Source organism: Enterococcus spodopteracolus, from assembly GCF_030441955.1.
GTDB classification, from domain to species: domain Bacteria; phylum Bacillota; class Bacilli; order Lactobacillales; family Enterococcaceae; genus Enterococcus_B; species Enterococcus_B spodopteracolus.
Genome location: NZ_JARJHD010000003.1, coordinates 189,787 through 207,669 on the forward strand (window position 1 = coordinate 189,787; position 17,883 = coordinate 207,669).

Genomic DNA, 17,883 nt, shown 5'->3' on the forward strand with positions numbered 1-17,883 from the left:
TTTTCTAAGGTTCGCCTTGTATCCTTTTGTCAAATCAAAGGAGGCGATCTTATGTTCCGACAATGGCTTGCTCACTTGTTCCATGACCCTACCCCACGAATCGATCCTTATGAAGTCGATAATGAATTTACCCTTACACTAGATTTTCCTAATGATCAAACAATCACCCATTGAATAAGAAATGAACGAGTACTTATCTAGTTGATAGGCACTCGTTCATTTCTTGTATATTCATTGAAAAATTATTTTAGCGCTTGCTTGACGTCTTCAATCATCAAGTTCATTGATTCAAGTCCACCACCGCTCAAATACCATACATCTGATTGCAATGAAATTACTTGATCATTTTTACCGGCATCTGTTTGTGCTACTAATTCATTTGCAGCTACATTATCGTTGCTTGTATCTCCACCAATTGCTTGGGTACGATCAATCACAAATAAAATCCCTGGGTTCTTCTCTAAAACATATTCATAAGAAACACTTTGACCATGTGTAGACGCTTCGATTCGATCATCAGCTTGTTTAAAGCCAAATAAATCATGAACTAGTCCGAAACGTGAACCTGAACCATATGCCGAAAGTTGCCCTTCATTCACTAAAGTAACTAAAGCAGTTTGATCAAGCGCATTGGCTTTCTCTTTTACTTCATCGATTTGTTTAGTTAAATCTGTTAATTTTTCTTCTGCCTCTTTTTCTTTATCAAAAATCTTTGCCAATGTTGTCACATTTTCTTGCATAGATTTCCATGGGTTTTCTGCATCCATTGCTAAATACAGTGTTGGGGCAATTTGGCTCAACTGTTCCTGATAATCACTTTGACGACCTGAAATAATAATCAAATCTGGTTGCATCTCATTGATTTTTTCCAAATCAGGTTCTTTGATTCCTCCAGCAGATTCAACTTCTTGATATTTTTCTAAGTAAGCAGGTAAATTTTTAGTTGCCGCTCCTATGACTTTGTCTCCAACACCTAATGCATCAAGCGTATCTAATGATCCATTGTCGAACACTACAACTTTCTCAGGGTTTTGTTGCACTTCCACAGATTCCCCGTTGCTATCTTTGACTGTCAACATTGTATCCGTTGCGATAGTACTTGATGCTGTTGTTTCCCTCGTTTGTGCTTCGTTATTTCCACATGCTGCTAATCCTAAAGATGCCATGACTAAAAATCCTAAAACTATTTTCTTCATTTTGATGCTCCTTCGTAGTTTTTAGAAATAAAGACAAAATCTGCGTCCTTCGATTTCACAGATTCGAATGTCCATTTCGTATAATTGATCTAGTACTTCTTTTTTAATAATATCGTTCGTTTTGCCTTGTATAAATAACTTTCCTTGTTTCATTGCGACGATCTCATCGGCATAACTCGCCGCAAAATTGATATCGTGTAACACAATGATGATCGTTTTTCCTAATTCTTGTACAAGGCGCTTTAAAATTTGCATGATTTGTACTGCAAAATTCATATCGAGATTATTGAGTGGTTCATCCAGCAAAATGTAATCAGTATCTTGCGCAAGAACCATCGCAATATACGCTCGTTGCAACTGCCCCCCAGAAAGCGTGTCGATCGTTTGGTCCTTCAGTTCTTCCAATCCTAGATGCTGGAGTGATTCTTCGATGATCTGATGGTCTTTCGTTGTCAGCTTTCCTTTCGAATAAGGAAAACGCCCGAACGATACAAGCTCCTCGACTGTGATTTTCATACTGATCTCATTGGATTGTTTCAAAATAGCTAGTTTTTTTGCCATCTCTTTGGACTTCCAAGCTTTTACTTCATTATGATCCAAGTAGATCTCACCTGCATCTTTAGGAATCAAGCGACTGATCATGGAAAGAACGGTTGACTTTCCCGCGCCGTTTGGACCGATAAAGGCTGTCAATTGTTGATCCGAGATTTCCAGTTGCAAGGCCTCGACGACCGTTTTTCCTTGGTAAGACTTCTCGACACTATTCAAATTGATCATCCCAGTTCCTTCCTTTCTCGAATCAATTTTGTAATAAAGTAAATACCACCCGTGAACTCCACAACCACACTGAGCGTCGTGTTCCAACCAAACACTTGCTCAACGATCAGTTGTCCCCCAGTCAAAAACAAGAAAGCAATCAAAAAACTTCCTAGTAGTAAAACACTATGACGATACGTTGCAAATAAACGATAGCTGACGTTTGCAACAATAAATCCAAGAAAAGTGATTGGTCCCACCAAAGCAGTGGCTGTTCCTGTCAACAAGCTGACACAGCAAAGAATAGAAAATTGAAAACGCTCTGTCTCAATCCCAAGGTTCGTTGCTTGATCCTTCCCTAGATGAAAGACATCCAGAAAATGTCTTTTATAAAAAAGGAACACCCAACAACAGCCAATCAACAATGCAGCAGGTAGGAGATAGGCAGTCTGGACATTACCGAAGCTAGCAAACAACTTCCCTTGCAACAAATCATATTCATTCGGGTCCATCACCACTTGTAAAAACGTACTGATACTATTGAAAAGTGTCCCTAAAATCATCCCCGTCATCAATAATAAGAATAAGTTAGGTGCTTCTTTTCGCAATAAAAAGAAAAACAATAACTGGCTTAAGCCAACCATCAATGCCACGTTGACTAAGAAAAAGCCTGTACCTGTTTGCTGAAGCATCGTCACCCCACCAATCAAGAAAAAGAGGAGGGTTTGAACAAGTACATAGAGGGAATCGAGCCCTAACACAGAAGGTGTCAAAAATTGATTTTGGGTAATCGTTTGGAAACTAACGGTCGCACTGCTTGTCGCAAATGCCACTAAAATGAACGCCATGATTTTTTTGCTTCGTAAGGCCCATGCAAAAGCCCAATTACCATACGTGTTGATTGTCAAATAGCCGATCGTCACGCCAATCACGAGTAGCGACAAAATAAAAAATAGACCAGTGATCTTTTTACCCATGCTTGCGCCCCCTTACTAACAAGTAAAGGAAAATCAAACCACCTATGATACCTACGATGACGCTGACTGGGATTTCATAAGGAAAAATCACAAGACGAGCGATCATGTCGCAGATAAGCAAAAAAATACTACCAAAAATGGCTGTGATCCCTAATGTTTTATGTACCTGATCCCCATAGAGCTTTGCTGTGATATTTGGAATGATCACTCCTAAGAAAGGAATCGTCCCAACCATGATCAAAGTGATCGCACTGGCTAAAGAAACTAGGCCAATCCCTAATAGTTGCATGTTGCGATAATTCATCCCTAAATTCACTGCGAACGATTCACCTAAGCCTACGATCGTAAATTGATAGGCAAAAAAAGACAATATAAGTAATAAAGGAATCGTTACATACAGTAATTCATAATTTCCCCGCATGACTGTTGCAAAATTTCCTTGTAGCCATGAAGACATGTTTTGTACTAACTGAAACTGATAGGCGAAAAATGTTGCAGCAGCCCCGATAATATTTCCTAGCATCACGCCGATCAATGGTAACATCAACTGATTTTTTTGTGGAAAAAATCGTGCAAAAGATAAAAATAAAAGCGTACCTGCAAAAGCAAATAAAAATGCAGTTGCTGAACGAATCCACAAAGAAGCATTCGGTAAAAAGAGCATCACCACTAAGATACCCAATCTTGCACTATCCATCGTGCCAGCTGTCGTTGGTGAGACAAATTTATTTTGAGTCAGATGTTGCATGATCAACCCACAAATACTACTCGTTGCCCCTACCAGTACTAAACAAATCGTTCGCGGAAAACGTGTCGCCAACAACAATTGCATACTCTGTCCTTCAAATCGGATAATCTCCATGAATTCAACTCGAGACACGCCAATAAATAGCGAACATATACTTAAAATAACTAACAAAACCATCAAGCGTCCCACGCGCATTTTCCTTTACCTCACTAACTGAGAATGATTCTCATTCTTATTCTAAGTGAAACATTGAACAAAAGCAACCGTTTTTTAATGAAATAAGAACAAGCTATGCAAATTTGAGAGTACGTGTACGGGACAAAAATAAAATTCCTTTTTGTTTCTGACCTTAAAAATGTGGGAAGTTATTTCTCAATTTCTGCCTTAATGCTTAGAGCTAAACGACTTTCTCACAACCTGGTTAAATCGTGATCCAAAAGCTAACCTTCAACACTAAGCTAGAAAATTACAAAATATGAAAAACAATTTTTTGATTTTCTAGCTTACTTCTCAGATCAAAACGCTTCAGTCACACCCTCTATGTTATAATGACTTAAAACAACAAAGGAGGAAATTGGATGGCATCAGATGAATTGAAAAATCATTTGGACAAAGGAATGTATGGCACGCCCTTGGTCAACCCAGAAGAACAGCATAAATACCTAGGTACCTTTCGTGAACGTTGCTACCTCAGTATGACCGTTGCTGAAATGAATGAGCCGACAAATAAAGAAAAGTTCCTAAAAGAACTCGAGAAACGACCAGAAGCATTTATTCTGATAAACGGAACCCTACCTCTGGAGATCCAGAATCAATACATCCAATTAGCAACGAAAAATCAAACGAAATTCACAGTTGTAAACGATCATGTTTCCGAAGATCCACAAAGCATTGGTCTACTGATTGCGACCAAAGAAGCGGTGAATGAGCCCGTTATTGACATAGAAGAAAAATATCCAACAAAGCCTGAGAAGGAAGCCCCAAAGAAAAAAAGCTTTTGGACGCGATTATTCAAGTGATTTCTAAAGGTAAACTAAATTTTTGTGTTTTTAATCAAAACTTGTCAGCGTTCGTATGTAGCTGTGGCAAAACAAAAAATCATTCACAAACTAGATAAATCTAGTGATGTGGATGATTTTTTTGTCCTACGAGTTCATGATTTATTTAGCCTCTTTTTGTCTGTTGATCACTTCAGGATACAACAGCTCTAAGACATTCATTGTCAGTCTTCTGCCTTGACCAGCAAATGGATAAACGTGCATGTGCATCGCTGGATTGAAGTTCGCTTCAATGATGCCGTAGGCTTGGTCATCTGTTTGAGGATCAATATCTTTATCAGGAATGATCAAATCGATGCCGCTGATTTTCGCTCCTAGGGCTTCCACTGCTTGCTGTGCAATTTGTTTATACGCGTCTGAAAATTCATCTGTTACGTCGATTGAATCGCCACCTGTACTGATATTGGAATTTTCGCGTAAATACACGATTTGATCTTTTTCAGGTACAGAATGGATGGTTAGTCCTTGCTCTTTTAACATCAACTGCTCAAGTTCACCTAACTGGATCAATTCCAATGGTGCACGATGGTGACTGCCTCTTAATGGATCTAGGTTTTTTTCAGCGACAAGTTCTTCCACCGTTCGTTTTCCGTCACCCACAACATTGGCAGGAACTCGAAGTAAGATGGCTTTTACTTGCCCATCGATCACAAAGAAGCGATATTCTGTTCCAGGCATGAATGCTTCAACTAGTACAGAAGTATCTTCGCGAAAGGCGATAGCTAAACCAGCATGGTAATCTTCTAAAGATGCTCCTTCTTTGAAGATCGTGATCCCTAACCCGTAATTTGTCGATTTAGGTTTAATAACAAAGGCTTGTTCTGCAAATCGTGGATAAGCGTTCAAAGCCTCTTCGATTGAAGTAAATTCGGCTCCTTCAGGTACACGGAATCCGGCCTCTTTTAGCACTTTTTTAGTGACTGTTTTATTTTCCATGATCAATGGCACAATGTAGCTGTCTTTACTTGTCATATTGGCATTTTTCACATATTCGATATGCTCTTGATGCTGCAGACGTAAAAATTGATCTGATTCATCTATGACCTGTACTTCGATGCCCTTTTGGATCGCATCAAACATCAGAATCTGTGTCGACAGTTCCATGTCACGAAATCCCGCTAATTGGTACGAACGTTCATGACTTTCTTCTTCATACTGTTTTCCTAGAGTATAAGCAAAGTCATGCTGGCTTGTTTGTTGTGCTTGCTGATAAATCTTGCCTGCCAATGTTTCACGTGGTTCATTCAATTGTGCGATCATGTCATCGATCAATGGTAGGCGTTCGGATTGTCCTAAAGCTCCAAGCATCTCTTTCATTCCTTGAAGAAGCAGCATTCCTTCATCATAAAAAGCAGTTTGATCCATAGGATTTTCTAAAGCTACATGTTCATTTCGCTGCTCGCCTTCTTCGACCCATGCATCGACTGCTACATCATGTTCCATCCATAGCATATACATTAAGAACGATTGTAAAAACTGAACTTGTGCTTGACTGATCCCTACACGTGCGTAAGGATTTAAATCAATATTTCTCAGTTCAATATAGCGAATACCTGATTTTGCTAAATCAGCTACACGTTTTCCACCACGAAAACGGATCGGTGCATAGAATTCTTTTTCTTCGGATAACTTGCCTTCTTCCACCATTTTTTCAATATCGGTTAAATATTGTTGCATTGACGCATAGGATACTTTGACATTCGGATGGTTCGTATAACCATAGGAACTATTACGAATACTGCGTACCGGTTCTGCTGGTGCTGGCTTGCCTACAAAATAGTGGTCTTCACTTAGAGGTGACGCCCCAAACAAATAAGTGATCAACCAACGATAACGCAAGAAGTTCTGTGCTGTTTTAAAATATAATTCTGTTTTAAATGCTGCAAAGTCGGTAAACTCTGTTTGTTGTACAAACAAGGATTGTAAAAGATCATCACCAAACTCAAAGTTGAAGTGAATGCCGCTGACCATTTGCTTGCGTTTGCCATATTCCTTTGCTAAATAACTACGATACAAGACATCTTCAAAATTAGAAAGCTTCGCAATCATGATCTCTTCGTCTTTTTCAGGTAAAGCCGGAGGCATGCTTAAAGGCCAGATCATTTCATCATCTGCCATTGAGCGTGAAGCAACGTCGTAGATTGCTTCCAAGTATTTGAAAAGTTCGTTGATAGAATCCGTGACCGGAGTAATCAATTCGACTTGAGTTTCACTAAAATCTGTCTGGATGTATGGATGATACGTACGATCCCCAAAAATCTCAGGATGATCGGTTGTTGCCAACTTTCCAGAGAAGTTCACACGTTGCCCTTCACGTTCAACCCCAAAACGAGCTTGACTAATGAACGGCAGTGAACGAGGATGCAATAATAATTCTTTATAGTTCATGGTTAAATGTCCTCCAATTCATATGTTACATTATAGTAAAAACCGCCAAGAAAAAGAATGAAATTGTTTTAAAATGAGAAAAAAGGGGGTGTTTTTTTTTTTAACAGCTGATATTGTAGGAAAATGACTTCAAACTGAACAATAAGATAGCACATAGCCAGACAGGATAGTCAAAAAAATCACTGGTTCATTTTTGATTTATACTCGAAATATTATTCCTTAAATATCGCTATTCCATTGGAAGGAGAATAAAGAGCCTGAAACAAACGGAACCTCTTCAAAAATAAAGGAAAAACCACGGAAATTTAACGAACGATTCCCGTGGCTTCTTTTTTATTTCTTGAAGTTGAACACCTTTGTTACAAGCTCTTTAGATGAACTTATGCTCATATATTTTTTATTCTTCTTTCAATAAGCCCTTAAATAGACCGATGACAAAGTCATTGGGATCAAAAGCTTCTAAATCATCGATTCCTTCACCCAAACCAACAAGTTTGACTGGAAGGTGCAATTCATTACGAATGGCTAAGACGATTCCACCTTTAGCTGTACCGTCTAATTTTGTTAAAACTAGCCCTGTCACATCAGAAGTTTCTTTGAACTGTTTCGCTTGGACCATAGCATTTTGCCCTGTCGTCGCATCTAACACAAGTAAGATCTCATGTGGTGCTTCTGGTAATTCTCGTTGGATCACACGTTTGATCTTCTCTAATTCATTCATCAAATTGACTTTGTTTTGCAGACGTCCAGCTGTATCAACAAGTAAAATATCTGCTTGTTGTTCTTTAGCTTTTTCGATGGCATCGTAAACGACTGCCGCAGGATCACCACCAGCTTTGCCTCGAACCACTTCAACTTCTGCACGTTCTCCCCAAACGACTAATTGATCGATCGCACCCGCACGGAAGGTATCTGCTGCGGCTAACAATACCTTTTTGCCTCCCGTTTTGTATTGATGTGCTAATTTACCGATACTCGTCGTCTTTCCTACGCCATTGACACCAACAAAGAGGATCACCGTTAAGCCTTCTTCTTGAATATTCAATGTATTGACTTCATCGATGCCTTCTTGCTCATAAAGCTCAACTAATTTTTCGATGATCGCATTTTGGATCTCAGCTGGTTTCTTGGCGTTTCTTAGCTTCACTTCTTGGCGTAACGCTTCAGTGATCTTGATGGCTGTTTCAAAGCCGACATCTGCACCGATCAATGTTTCTTCCAATTCTTCGAAGAAATCTTCATCGACCGTACGGAAATTCGCAAACAGTTCATTCATTCGTTCACCGAACGTTTTACGGGTCTTTTCTAGACCCTTGTCATATTTCTCTTGTACTTCTACTTCTTCTGGTGCTTCTTCACCAGTAAAGGCTCGTTTGATCTTATCAAAAAATCCCATAGTATACCTCCTTTACACTAAAACAAATTGTTGGATCGCTTTTGCTACCCCATGTTCGATGTTACTTGCCGTGACATGATCAGCGGCTTCTTTGACAAAAGGCACCGCATTTTCCATGGCTACACCAAGTCCTGCGTATTCGATCATCGGTAGATCATTTTCCTCATCTCCGATTGCCATGATCTCACTACGTTCAAGTCCTAAATCTTTTGCTAATAAAGAAATGCCATATGCCTTAGTAACGCCTTTTGGCATAAATTCTAATAAAACATTGCGCGTTTTGATAATCTCATATGACTCATAATAAGCGCTTGGAATGTCCTTGATTTTTGCATCTAGTTCTTCTTGCTCATAGGCAATGACTGCTTTGTTCAACACAAACTCATCTGTGATATCAGCTAGTACTGCTGGTTGGAATTGCAATAAGCTGTTTAATACATTGTACAACGATTGCTTTTGAGGCGCACTAGGTAATTGCAAGACAACATTATCTGATAAGACGTCTAATGGCAAGTCTAGTTCTTGTGCCAACGCATAAAGACGATGGATATCAGACACAGACATCGCTTTTTTCTCTATAATTTCACCTGTATCATTTTTCTGGACTAAGCCACCGTTGAAGGTAATGCTATAATCGCCTTCTTCGATTAAACCTAATTCTTGTAAATAGTGAGCCATTGCTGCTAAAGGACGCCCCGTGCATAAAACGATTTTTATCCCTTGTGCTTTTGCTTGAGCCAAAGCTTGTTTATTCTCAGATGAGATTTTCTTTTCTTCGTTCAATAGTGTTCCGTCTAAATCGATAGCGATTAATTTAATCATTTCGTCCCCTACACTTTCGTTTCACTCATTCTTCCTTCTTCATTGATGTCTTCCATACGGACAGAGACGATTTTTGAAACCCCAGACTCTTGCATGGTTACACCGTATAAGACATTCGCAGCAACCATCGTCCCTTTACGATGCGTCACCACAATAAACTGTATATCGTCTTGGAACTCGCTGAGATAGCGACCAAAGCGTTTGACATTGGCTTCATCTAGCGCAGCTTCGACCTCATCAAGGATACAAAACGGTACAGGGCAGACACGAATAATCGAAAAGAGCAACGCAATAGCAGTCAATGCACGTTCTCCTCCTGAAAGTAAACTTAAACTTTGTAGTTTTTTACCTGGAGGCTGAACTTCGATTTCAATCCCTGTCTGCAACAAATCCGTCGGATCAGTCAACACAAGCTCTGCGCGACCGCCACCAAACATATTTGGGAAAACGATTTTGAATTCTTGACGGATTGCTTCAAAAACTTCTTTGAAACGAGTCCGTACCTCATCGTCCATTTCATCCATTGTTTCAAATAATTGATCCTTAGCCGATAATAAGTCATCCCGTTGCGTAGCCAAGAAGGTATGACGTTCATTCACTTGCTCATACTGCTCAATGGCGTTCAGATTTACTGGGCCTAAACGATCGATTTGTTGTTTCAACGAAGCAACTTCTACCCGGCTGTTCGCTACATCCGTTGTTTCTTCATAAGCTTCACAAGCTTTTTCATAATTCATCTGATACTCCATTTGAAGATAATTCAAATGATTATCCAAAATCATTTCCGCACGATTCTTTTGGACCTCTAACTGTGACTGCTCTGTCAAAAGTTCTTTTTGTTTACGGTTTTCAGCTAATAGGTCGGCATCCAACGCATCGATGGTCGCTTGCATTTCTTCACGTGACTGTTTGGCGTCTTCTAGAGAAGCTTTTAAGCGATCTCTTTCTGTCGCTAAATCAGCGATTCGTTGATCTAAACTTTCTTCTGTCAGTTCGTGATCAGAGAAGTCCGCAGTCAATGCATGCAGTTGTTGTTCTAGTCCTTCTTGTTTGGCTAATGCCTCATTTTTTTGTACGCGTGCGCCACGTAGTTGGATCTGTAAATGATTGAATTGCTCTTTCAATACGGCTAATGAGGCTTGCTCCTGTGCTTGTTTTTCCTGGATCTGCGCGCGACGTTCTTCCATCTTGTCACTTTCTTGACTCAATGAACTGATTTCAGTATCGATCTCTTGGCGTTGTATTTCGAGTTCTTGCTGTTTTGCCAAAAGCTCTGCCTGTTGTTTTTGATAATTCTCCATGAATTGTTGCAGTTCACGCGTTTCATAACTTGAGATTTGCTGTTCTTTTTCAAAACGAGTGAGTTCGTTGGCCACATTTTGTCGTTGATTTGCTACTTCTTGTTCTTCAAAGCGTAACTGTTCTCCTTGTGTTCGAAGAAGTTCTTGTTCTTCTGCCAAAACCGTGATTTCTTGTTGCAATGCTTGGACTTTCTTTTCTTGACTTTGCAATTCCTGATCGGCTTGTTGAAACTCACTAGTCAATTGTTTTAATTCTTGATTTTGTGCAAATAAACTTCCTTGATTGCCTCGCTTCGTCGCCCCACCAGTCATTGAACCACCGGCATTCATGACATCACCTTCTAACGAGACCACACGATACTGGTAACGGATCTGTTGGGCAATGGCATTGGCACTTGCTAAGTCTTTTGCTAATAGAATCGTCCCTAATAGATTGTGGACGATTGTCTGGATCTGTTCGGGATAAGTCACTTGTTCGCTAGCGATCCCGATAAACCCGTCAACTGTTTGCGCTTGTGCAAAAATATGAGCAGGTAATTGACGAGGCTTGATTGTCGTTAATGGTAGAAACGTTGCTCGGCCACCTTTTTGTTGTTTCAAATAAGTGATGGCTTGACGTGCATCGCCTTCATTTTCAACAATGACATGTTGCGCCGAACCACCCAAAGCTGTTTCGATTGCCAATGTATAATCCGCTGGAACATCGATCAATTCAGCAACCGCTCCAACGATACCTGAAAGACGTTGTTTTTGTTGCAAGATCAAACGAACACCTTGATAAAAGCCAAAGTAATTTTCTTGGATTTCTTGTAAACTTTTCTGACGTGCTCGTAATTGTTGGACTTGGTTCATCAGTTGATACATTTTAGGCTGTTCTTTTGCCAAGCGCTTTTGTGCTTGTTTCCCTTTTGTTTGCACAAGTTCAAGTGACGCTTTGACCTCATTCAAAGCTTGCTGTAGCTTTTCATGTCGCTCTGTCAATTCGATTTGCTTGGCGGACATTTTCGCAACATTAGCTTCCACTTCAGATTGTTTGGCTAGTGTTTGCTGACTTTTAGATGTCTCTTGGACATATTGACGCTCCAAGTACTTCAATTCATTGCCGACAGTTGCTTGTTCTTGCATCAGATCAACATACTGATCGCGCAATTCTGCCAACAATTCTTTTGTTGATTTTTGGTATTTCTCCAATTCTTGTTGCGTACTCATCAGTGCTTTTTCAGCCTGTTGGATCTCTGCTTCTTTTTGACTGACTTCTCGTGTCAAAGTCGCTTTTAATTCTTCAAAATGAGCCACTTTTTCTTGTACTTCAGTTAAAGAAGCTTGGTATTCTTTTGTGCTCTTTTGGGTATGCTTCGTTCGCTCAAGTAATACTTCTTTTTGTCCTTCTGTTTGTTTCAATTTTTCTGACAAGGCTAACAAGGTTTGTTGATTTTTTTCGATCATGCGATCGGCTTGATTGTTTTGTTTGCGTTTGTCTGCTAATAATTGTTCTTTCGTTTGGATCTGCGTCGTTAATGACGTCAACGATTGATTGAACTGATCCAGTTGTATTTGGCGTTCATCCCACTCTTTTTTTGCAGCCTTGATTTCCGCAATCATTAAGGAGATATCCGTCTTTGTCAATGTTTCTTTTAATCGTAAAAACTCCTTAGCTGCCTCACTCTGGGCGGCCAAAGGAGTTAATTGCTCTTCAAGTTCATAGATGATATCTTGGACACGGCTTAGATTATCCTCTGTTTCAAAAAGCTTTTGCTCCGCCTTTTTCTTGCGCTGTTTGTATTTCAAGACTCCGGCTGCTTCTTCAAAAATCCCTCGTCGATCTTCTGGCTTACTACTAAAAATCGCTTCGACTTTTCCTTGAGAGATGATCGAAAATGATTCTTTCCCTAAGCCAGAATCCATAAATAATTCTTGGATATCTTTCAAACGGCAAGGTTGTTTATTGATGAAAAAGTCGCTTTCACCTGTTCGACGGTAACGACGTGTCACACTGATCTCACTATACTCTAGTGGCAAGTAATGATCAGAGTTGTCTAATACGACGGTTACTTCAGCGACATTCAATTGTTTACGGGAATCAGAACCGGCAAAAATAATATCCGGCATTTTCCCACCACGAAGGCTTTTCGCAGACTGTTCTCCTAGTACCCAACGGATGGCCTCGGTAATATTACTTTTCCCGCTACCATTTGGTCCAACGACCGCTGTGACACTATTTTCAAACTCAATGATTGTTTTATCTGCAAATGATTTAAAGCCGGCTATTTCAATGCGTTTTAAATACACGAAGTCTTTCCCTCACTTACTTAGTGCTGCTAAAGCATTCTCAGCAGCAGCTTGTTCTGCTAGTTTTTTCGATTTTCCTTGTCCAGTTCCAATCAACCGATCATCAACGTATACTTCGATCCAAAAAATACGTTCGTGTGCTGGACCTTCTTCATTGATCAAACGATATTCGATCAACACGTCTCCTGCTTTTTGCAATACTTCTTGTAATCTTGTTTTATGATCCATCTCATGGGAAAAAGCACCGGCACGTACCTTTGGAAAAATCACCATTTCAATAAACGCATGTGCTGCGTCAAATCCTTGATCAAGGTACAATGCTCCTAAAAAAGCTTCAAACAAATCACAAAGAAGTGCTGGACGTGTGCGTCCACCAGAGTTCTCCTCACCTTTTCCTAACAGGATATACTGATCAAAATGACATTCCTTGGCAAATTTGGATAAACTATCTTCACGTACGATAGCTGCACGAGTTTTGGTCAATTTTCCTTCCGGAATATCTGGATACAAACGATACAGATATTCTGAAACCATCAACTCTAATACAGCATCTCCTAAAAACTCAAGACGTTCGTTGTCTGACAATTGCAAATTGCGATGCTCATTCACATAGGATGAATGGGTAAAAGCTTGTTCAAGTAAGTTTAAATCGTGAAAAACGATGCTATACTTTTCTTTCAATTCTTTTGTTAGCTGATTGTCCATTTCCCACATTCCTTTATGGCTATTTTTTCAATACTTCCTTATTATACTGGTTTTTTATAAAATATGAAATGGTTGAGACAAAAGGTATGAAAAGCTTTATAAACCATGTTAAAGATTCTTTTTCATAAAAGTATACTAAACCTTGTAATATTCCTAAATCCAGCTCATTACTTATCAAAGAACAAAAAAAGCACTTTCCAAAAAACAGAAAATGCCTTTTTAAAGTTATATTAATTGTAGTTGGAATCAGCGATTATTCAGTCAGTATAATTTAGCACACGTATATTTAAACAATGTCCAAATATTTTAATAGGAGTACTTTCATTACAATATAAGCACTGAACAAATCTTGCTCTTTTTCATTTCTATGTAATCTAAAAAAATAAGTAACAACATCAGATTTTATAGGTGTTAAAGTATATCTGATCTGATTAATGCATCTTGTTAAATCGACAAACTAATTTATGTATGATCGCCCAAGATTGTTCTTTCAATATCCAAAAAGTTTTCTGCCTCTTCTTCATATCCAAGCAGCCTTAGCATCTCAATAGTTATCGAGCCATCAAATTCCAAATCCCCAACGACAGACTGATACAAAGGAAACTTAACACTGTAACTATAAATAACCCTCGATAGATTTTTTCATAATGAAAGAAAAAAAGGACCTAAAATATGTTTTCAAATATTTAAATACCCGAACTGTATTTGAGATATCACTGAAGAGATTGTTGACTTCTAGTAACAACCTGACCGTAGCAGTAATCTCTATATAGCTCGGGTAATACTGTATAAAAAATTTGTCTTAGGTTCTTAAATCTCTATGCCCACCACCATCCAGAGGTATTTCCCGTAAATGCACGTGGAGCTTCTGCTCTTACTTCTACTCTAGGTCCTCCTGTGACATTAACAGTTTTTGTTCCCTTCGCCTGAACTGTGACTCTTCTACTAGATGGCGTAAATTCTCCCCATACTGTACCAAATCCAGGAACACCGGTTACTCCACCATAAAATGTAGCCATTGTGATTTTCTGCTGAATCATTACTGCTTGTTCTTGCACAATATCCATATCAAATATATTTGCATAGTTTGATATAATCAAAGGTTCATTCATTTCTGACGCACTTACTTGATCGATTGAGACAAATACTCCTATACCAGCAAAAGTTCCATAACACTAATAACTAATTTTTTGTTTTTCATAAAATTCTCCTTTGTATGTTTTATTTTTGATTTAGCATTTCAAAATGTCGATAAAGTAAGTATATATATGAAACGCACCCTCCCCTCTCTCCTATTTCATTTATTCTCATATCTATTATATATTTTTTTCATTATCAAAAAACAAATGTTTCCTTGTTTTTCCTAATTAAAAAACACCCATAGTTTATTTGTTATGTATTAATGATTGATGGTGACAAAACTTTCACAGACCTACACTTATTAAAAAAACCGAGCCAGCCGAGAATAGGAGAATCCTATCTCGAACTGATTCGGTTTTATCATTTGTTGATTATGAACGTGAATCGGAAGTTACAGATACAACAGCCCATGGATTGACAGCATCATATGCCCAGTTCCAATCTTTGACGCGGTCGTTTACTGGTAATACTTCGTTACGGAACAATGTTGGAATAGCAAAAGCTTCTTCAAATGCGTATTCTTGCCATTTTTTGTAAGCTTCTTTTTGGTAATCTGCATCAAATGCTGCACTTGAATTGATATCATTGATCAATTTTGTGTTTTCTTCTGACTCAAAACGAGTGTAGTTGAACGCTGCATTTGCACCCCATAGTCCACTTGGGTTTGGATCTGTTCCTGTGCTCCAAGCTGCTTGGTAGATATCGATTTCTGGATCATCATTTTCCAAACGATCATAGAATGAGTTGAATTCGATCAGACGACCTGTTGTATATTGAACATCTAAACCAATCTCTTTCCATTGTTGTACGTAGTAATCTGCTAATGGTTGTGCTGTTTCGCCACCTGCCATTGACGCAAAGTTGATTGTCAACTTGTTACCATCTTTGTCTTCACGGATACCATCGCCATCAACATCTTTATATCCTGCATCATCCAATAATTTATTGGCTTTATCAAGATCTTGTGTGAAGCCTTTTAGATCTGCATCGTGGAATGATTCAAATACTGGTGGAATCAATGAAGTCGCATTGCTTCTTAAACCAGCATAGAAACGTTCGCCTACTGCAGTGTTGTCTAACGCGTAACCCATTGCTTGACGTAATGCTTTGTCAGCCATTTTTGAGTTTGGATCATATTCAACACTTCCACTTTCAGCATTCCATTTACCTAGTTTGAAACCTAAGTAAGTGTATGAAGTTTGCTGACGTCCTAGATTCGTATAACCAGCGATATCTTTGTATGTGTCATACGTATCTGTTGGCATTTGGAAAATCATGTCATATAATTTTGAATTTAATGCTTCTGTTGCACTTGCTGTTGGTAATGATTTCATTGTGATTTTTTTCAATTGTGGTGTACCATTCCAGTAGTATTCATTTGGTAAGAACTCTACTGATTCACCAGCAACGATGTTACTCATATAGTAAGGACCAAATGTCACAGGATTCTTACGAACTTGGTCACTTGATTCCATGTCTTTGATAGCAATTCCTTCAAGTGTGTGTTTTGGTGCTGCATATGTCCAAATTCCACCACCTGCTTGAAGCATGCTTGGGTTCATTTCTTTATATTCGATTTTAACAGTTTTGTCATCTACTTTTGTAATTCCAGAAATCGTATCTGCACTACCGCTGTTATATTCTTCCATACCAACGATATTACGGAATGTATCATCGTAACGGATACCAGTGTATTCAGAGTTTCCGATGATTTCATAAGGGAAAATAACATCATCTGCTGTGACATCGACACCATCAGACCATTTTACGTTGTCTTTAAGTGTGATTGTTGCTGTTTTTGCATCTTCATCTAATTCTAATGAGGCTGCACCATCGTTTGTGATCGTGAAGTTATCATCATTTGAAAACAATGGTTCATGTGAAGGCGCCATAAATGCTGCATCAAAGGCATCTTGATAAAATTCCCATTGGAACAATCCTTTAAACTGACTGTCTGTTGCTACTGCCACATCTAACTGTCCATCTTCGATTGCTTCATCATTATTCGTTGTAGCTAATGGGAAAGTCAATTCACTTTTATCCCCATTATCTGCTGAATTATTACCTGACGAGCTAGTTCCGCCGCCATTTCCACACGCTGCTAATGCTCCCACAGATAGCAGTGTGACAAATCCAAAAATCGTTTTCTTCATATCCTATTTTCCCCCTTCACTTCTCTTATCCTAAACGTTGTCGCGCATCTGCAGAACGCTTAAATGCTTGTCCAACGTAGTTTATACTCAACATCAACACTAAAATTAGAATTGACGCGGGTAACCAAATCCATTGTCGATTCACTAAAACTTCACCATTACTTGCATAACCGATCAATGTTCCTAAACTAGGTACATTAGCTGGCAATCCAAAGCCTAAGAAAGTCAAAGTGGTCTCGATCCCAATATTTGCCGCAAAGTTCATTGTTAAGTTGGTGATGATCAATGAACTAAGGTTTGGCATGATTTCACGGAACATGATTTTGAAATCACTTGTTCCCATCGTTTTTGAAGCACTGACATAATCACGTCTAGCTTCTGATAACGTCTTACTTCTGAATAATCGGGCTTTAGCTACCCAATAAAATGCACTCATGATAAAAATAAATGACCAAACGTTATAGCGCGAAATGATCGAAACAAACACGATAATGATCAACATGATCGGTAAAATCATAATAAAATCAACAATACGCATCAATACGTTATCAATGATCCCACCATAAAACCCTGAAAGAATTCCAAGCCCTACTCCGATGATCGACGTAATGATCGTAATCGCAAAACCGATCATCACAGAGTTTCTTGCTCCGATAATCAATTGACCGAAGACATCACGTCCACCTTCATCTGCTCCTAAAAGGAATTTTGATCCTTGAGAAGAGATGGCGCCAGGTTCAGCATACTTATCAAAAATACTAACAAACATTACTTTATCTTGATCAATAAAGATCGCCCCGATAAAAATAACTAATAATAAAACAACTAACAAAGCCAGTGAAAAAATGGCTACTTTATCTTTTTTGAATTCTCGTGCAATCATTCGTATACCCATCGGTGGGATACTTTCTTGCGCAACTTCTTTGTTTTTATCACTCATGATCGATTCTCCCT

14 protein-coding genes are annotated in these 17,883 nt (G+C 38.9%); 2 read left to right on the forward strand and 12 right to left on the reverse strand.

The features are described from left to right. The first annotated feature begins 51 nt into the window (after positions 1-51). Complete coding sequence (locus P3R27_RS05945) at positions 52-174, forward strand: hypothetical protein (RefSeq protein ID WP_268745025.1); 123 nt, start codon at positions 52-54, stop codon at positions 172-174. 68 nt (positions 175-242) lie between these two features. Here the strand turns inward: P3R27_RS05945 and P3R27_RS05950 are convergent, their stop codons facing one another. The 4 genes from P3R27_RS05950 to P3R27_RS05965 are packed head-to-tail and all read right to left on the reverse strand — an operon-like array spanning position 243 to position 3,872. Beyond that, complete coding sequence (locus P3R27_RS05950; RefSeq protein WP_034689376.1) at positions 243-1,196, reverse strand: siderophore ABC transporter substrate-binding protein; 954 nt, start codon at positions 1,194-1,196, stop codon at positions 243-245. Between the two features lie 21 nt (positions 1,197-1,217). After that, positions 1,218-1,973, reverse strand: coding sequence for an iron ABC transporter ATP-binding protein (locus P3R27_RS05955; protein ID WP_034689377.1), 756 nt, complete (start codon positions 1,971-1,973; stop codon positions 1,218-1,220). Continuing rightward, positions 1,970-2,929, reverse strand: coding sequence for an iron chelate uptake ABC transporter family permease subunit (locus tag P3R27_RS05960; protein WP_034689379.1), 960 nt, complete (start codon positions 2,927-2,929; stop codon positions 1,970-1,972). Before P3R27_RS05960 ends, P3R27_RS05955 begins: the two co-directional genes overlap by 4 nt. Then, entirely contained in the window at positions 2,922-3,872 is a 951-nt protein-coding gene (locus tag P3R27_RS05965; protein WP_126133810.1) for an ABC transporter permease, read from the reverse strand. Before P3R27_RS05965 ends, P3R27_RS05960 begins: the two co-directional genes overlap by 8 nt. Before the next feature lie 383 nt (positions 3,873-4,255). On the opposite strand from P3R27_RS05965, the gene P3R27_RS05970 reads away from it, so the two are divergent. Further along, positions 4,256-4,696: a YueI family protein gene (locus P3R27_RS05970; protein WP_034689381.1), complete on the forward strand. Its 441-nt coding sequence runs from the start codon at positions 4,256-4,258 to the stop codon at positions 4,694-4,696. A gap of 141 nt (positions 4,697-4,837) precedes the next feature. Here the strand turns inward: P3R27_RS05970 and gshAB are convergent, their stop codons facing one another. The 8 genes from gshAB to P3R27_RS06010 form a co-directional block, all read right to left on the reverse strand. After that, positions 4,838-7,123 carry a bifunctional glutamate--cysteine ligase GshA/glutathione synthetase GshB gene (gene gshAB / locus P3R27_RS05975; protein WP_301355224.1) on the reverse strand — a complete coding sequence of 762 codons (2,286 nt, stop codon included), beginning with the start codon at positions 7,121-7,123 and terminating at the stop codon, positions 4,838-4,840. A 397-nt stretch (positions 7,124-7,520) separates the two neighbouring features. Beyond that, positions 7,521-8,519 carry a signal recognition particle-docking protein FtsY gene (gene ftsY / locus P3R27_RS05980; RefSeq protein WP_034689385.1) on the reverse strand — a complete coding sequence of 333 codons (999 nt, stop codon included), beginning with the start codon at positions 8,517-8,519 and terminating at the stop codon, positions 7,521-7,523. A 12-nt stretch (positions 8,520-8,531) separates the two neighbouring features. After that, positions 8,532-9,341 carry a Cof-type HAD-IIB family hydrolase gene (locus P3R27_RS05985; RefSeq protein ID WP_034689386.1) on the reverse strand — a complete coding sequence of 270 codons (810 nt, stop codon included), beginning with the start codon at positions 9,339-9,341 and terminating at the stop codon, positions 8,532-8,534. Positions 9,342-9,349: 8 nt separating this feature from the next. Then, positions 9,350-12,931, reverse strand: a complete 3,582-nt coding sequence (gene smc / locus P3R27_RS05990; RefSeq protein WP_034689387.1) for a chromosome segregation protein SMC — start codon at positions 12,929-12,931, stop codon at positions 9,350-9,352. A 12-nt stretch (positions 12,932-12,943) separates the two neighbouring features. Beyond that, positions 12,944-13,636, reverse strand: a complete 693-nt coding sequence (rnc, locus tag P3R27_RS05995) for a ribonuclease III (protein ID WP_034689388.1) — start codon at positions 13,634-13,636, stop codon at positions 12,944-12,946. An 818-nt stretch (positions 13,637-14,454) separates the two neighbouring features. Next, positions 14,455-14,655 (reverse strand): hypothetical protein, encoded by a 201-nt coding sequence (locus P3R27_RS06000; protein ID WP_241234781.1) that lies wholly within the window; start codon positions 14,653-14,655, stop codon positions 14,455-14,457. A gap of 492 nt (positions 14,656-15,147) precedes the next feature. Then, positions 15,148-16,929: an oligopeptide ABC transporter substrate-binding protein gene (locus P3R27_RS06005; RefSeq protein ID WP_034689389.1), complete on the reverse strand. Its 1,782-nt coding sequence runs from the start codon at positions 16,927-16,929 to the stop codon at positions 15,148-15,150. Between the two features lie 25 nt (positions 16,930-16,954). Further along, positions 16,955-17,869 (reverse strand): ABC transporter permease, encoded by a 915-nt coding sequence (locus P3R27_RS06010; RefSeq protein WP_010734434.1) that lies wholly within the window; start codon positions 17,867-17,869, stop codon positions 16,955-16,957. Between the last annotated feature and the right edge of the window lie 14 nt (positions 17,870-17,883).

Coding starts and splice junctions, on each gene's coding strand:
- P3R27_RS05945 (WP_268745025.1), top strand. CDS start 52: ATGTTCCGACAATGGCTTGCTCACTTGTTCCATGACCCTACCCCACGA.
- P3R27_RS05950 (WP_034689376.1), bottom strand. CDS start 1,196: ATGAAGAAAATAGTTTTAGGATTTTTAGTCATGGCATCTTTAGGATTA.
- P3R27_RS05955 (WP_034689377.1), bottom strand. CDS start 1,973: ATGATCAATTTGAATAGTGTCGAGAAGTCTTACCAAGGAAAAACGGTC.
- P3R27_RS05960 (WP_034689379.1), bottom strand. CDS start 2,929: ATGGGTAAAAAGATCACTGGTCTATTTTTTATTTTGTCGCTACTCGTG.
- P3R27_RS05965 (WP_126133810.1), bottom strand. CDS start 3,872: ATGCGCGTGGGACGCTTGATGGTTTTGTTAGTTATTTTAAGTATATGT.
- P3R27_RS05970 (WP_034689381.1), top strand. CDS start 4,256: ATGGCATCAGATGAATTGAAAAATCATTTGGACAAAGGAATGTATGGC.
- gshAB (WP_301355224.1), bottom strand. CDS start 7,123: ATGAACTATAAAGAATTATTATTGCATCCTCGTTCACTGCCGTTCATT.
- ftsY (WP_034689385.1), bottom strand. CDS start 8,519: ATGGGATTTTTTGATAAGATCAAACGAGCCTTTACTGGTGAAGAAGCA.
- P3R27_RS05985 (WP_034689386.1), bottom strand. CDS start 9,341: ATGATTAAATTAATCGCTATCGATTTAGACGGAACACTATTGAACGAA.
- rnc (WP_034689388.1), bottom strand. CDS start 13,636: ATGGACAATCAGCTAACAAAAGAATTGAAAGAAAAGTATAGCATCGTT.
- P3R27_RS06000 (WP_241234781.1), bottom strand. CDS start 14,655: ATGGCTACATTTTATGGTGGAGTAACCGGTGTTCCTGGATTTGGTACA.
- P3R27_RS06005 (WP_034689389.1), bottom strand. CDS start 16,929: ATGAAGAAAACGATTTTTGGATTTGTCACACTGCTATCTGTGGGAGCA.
- P3R27_RS06010 (WP_010734434.1), bottom strand. CDS start 17,869: ATGAGTGATAAAAACAAAGAAGTTGCGCAAGAAAGTATCCCACCGATG.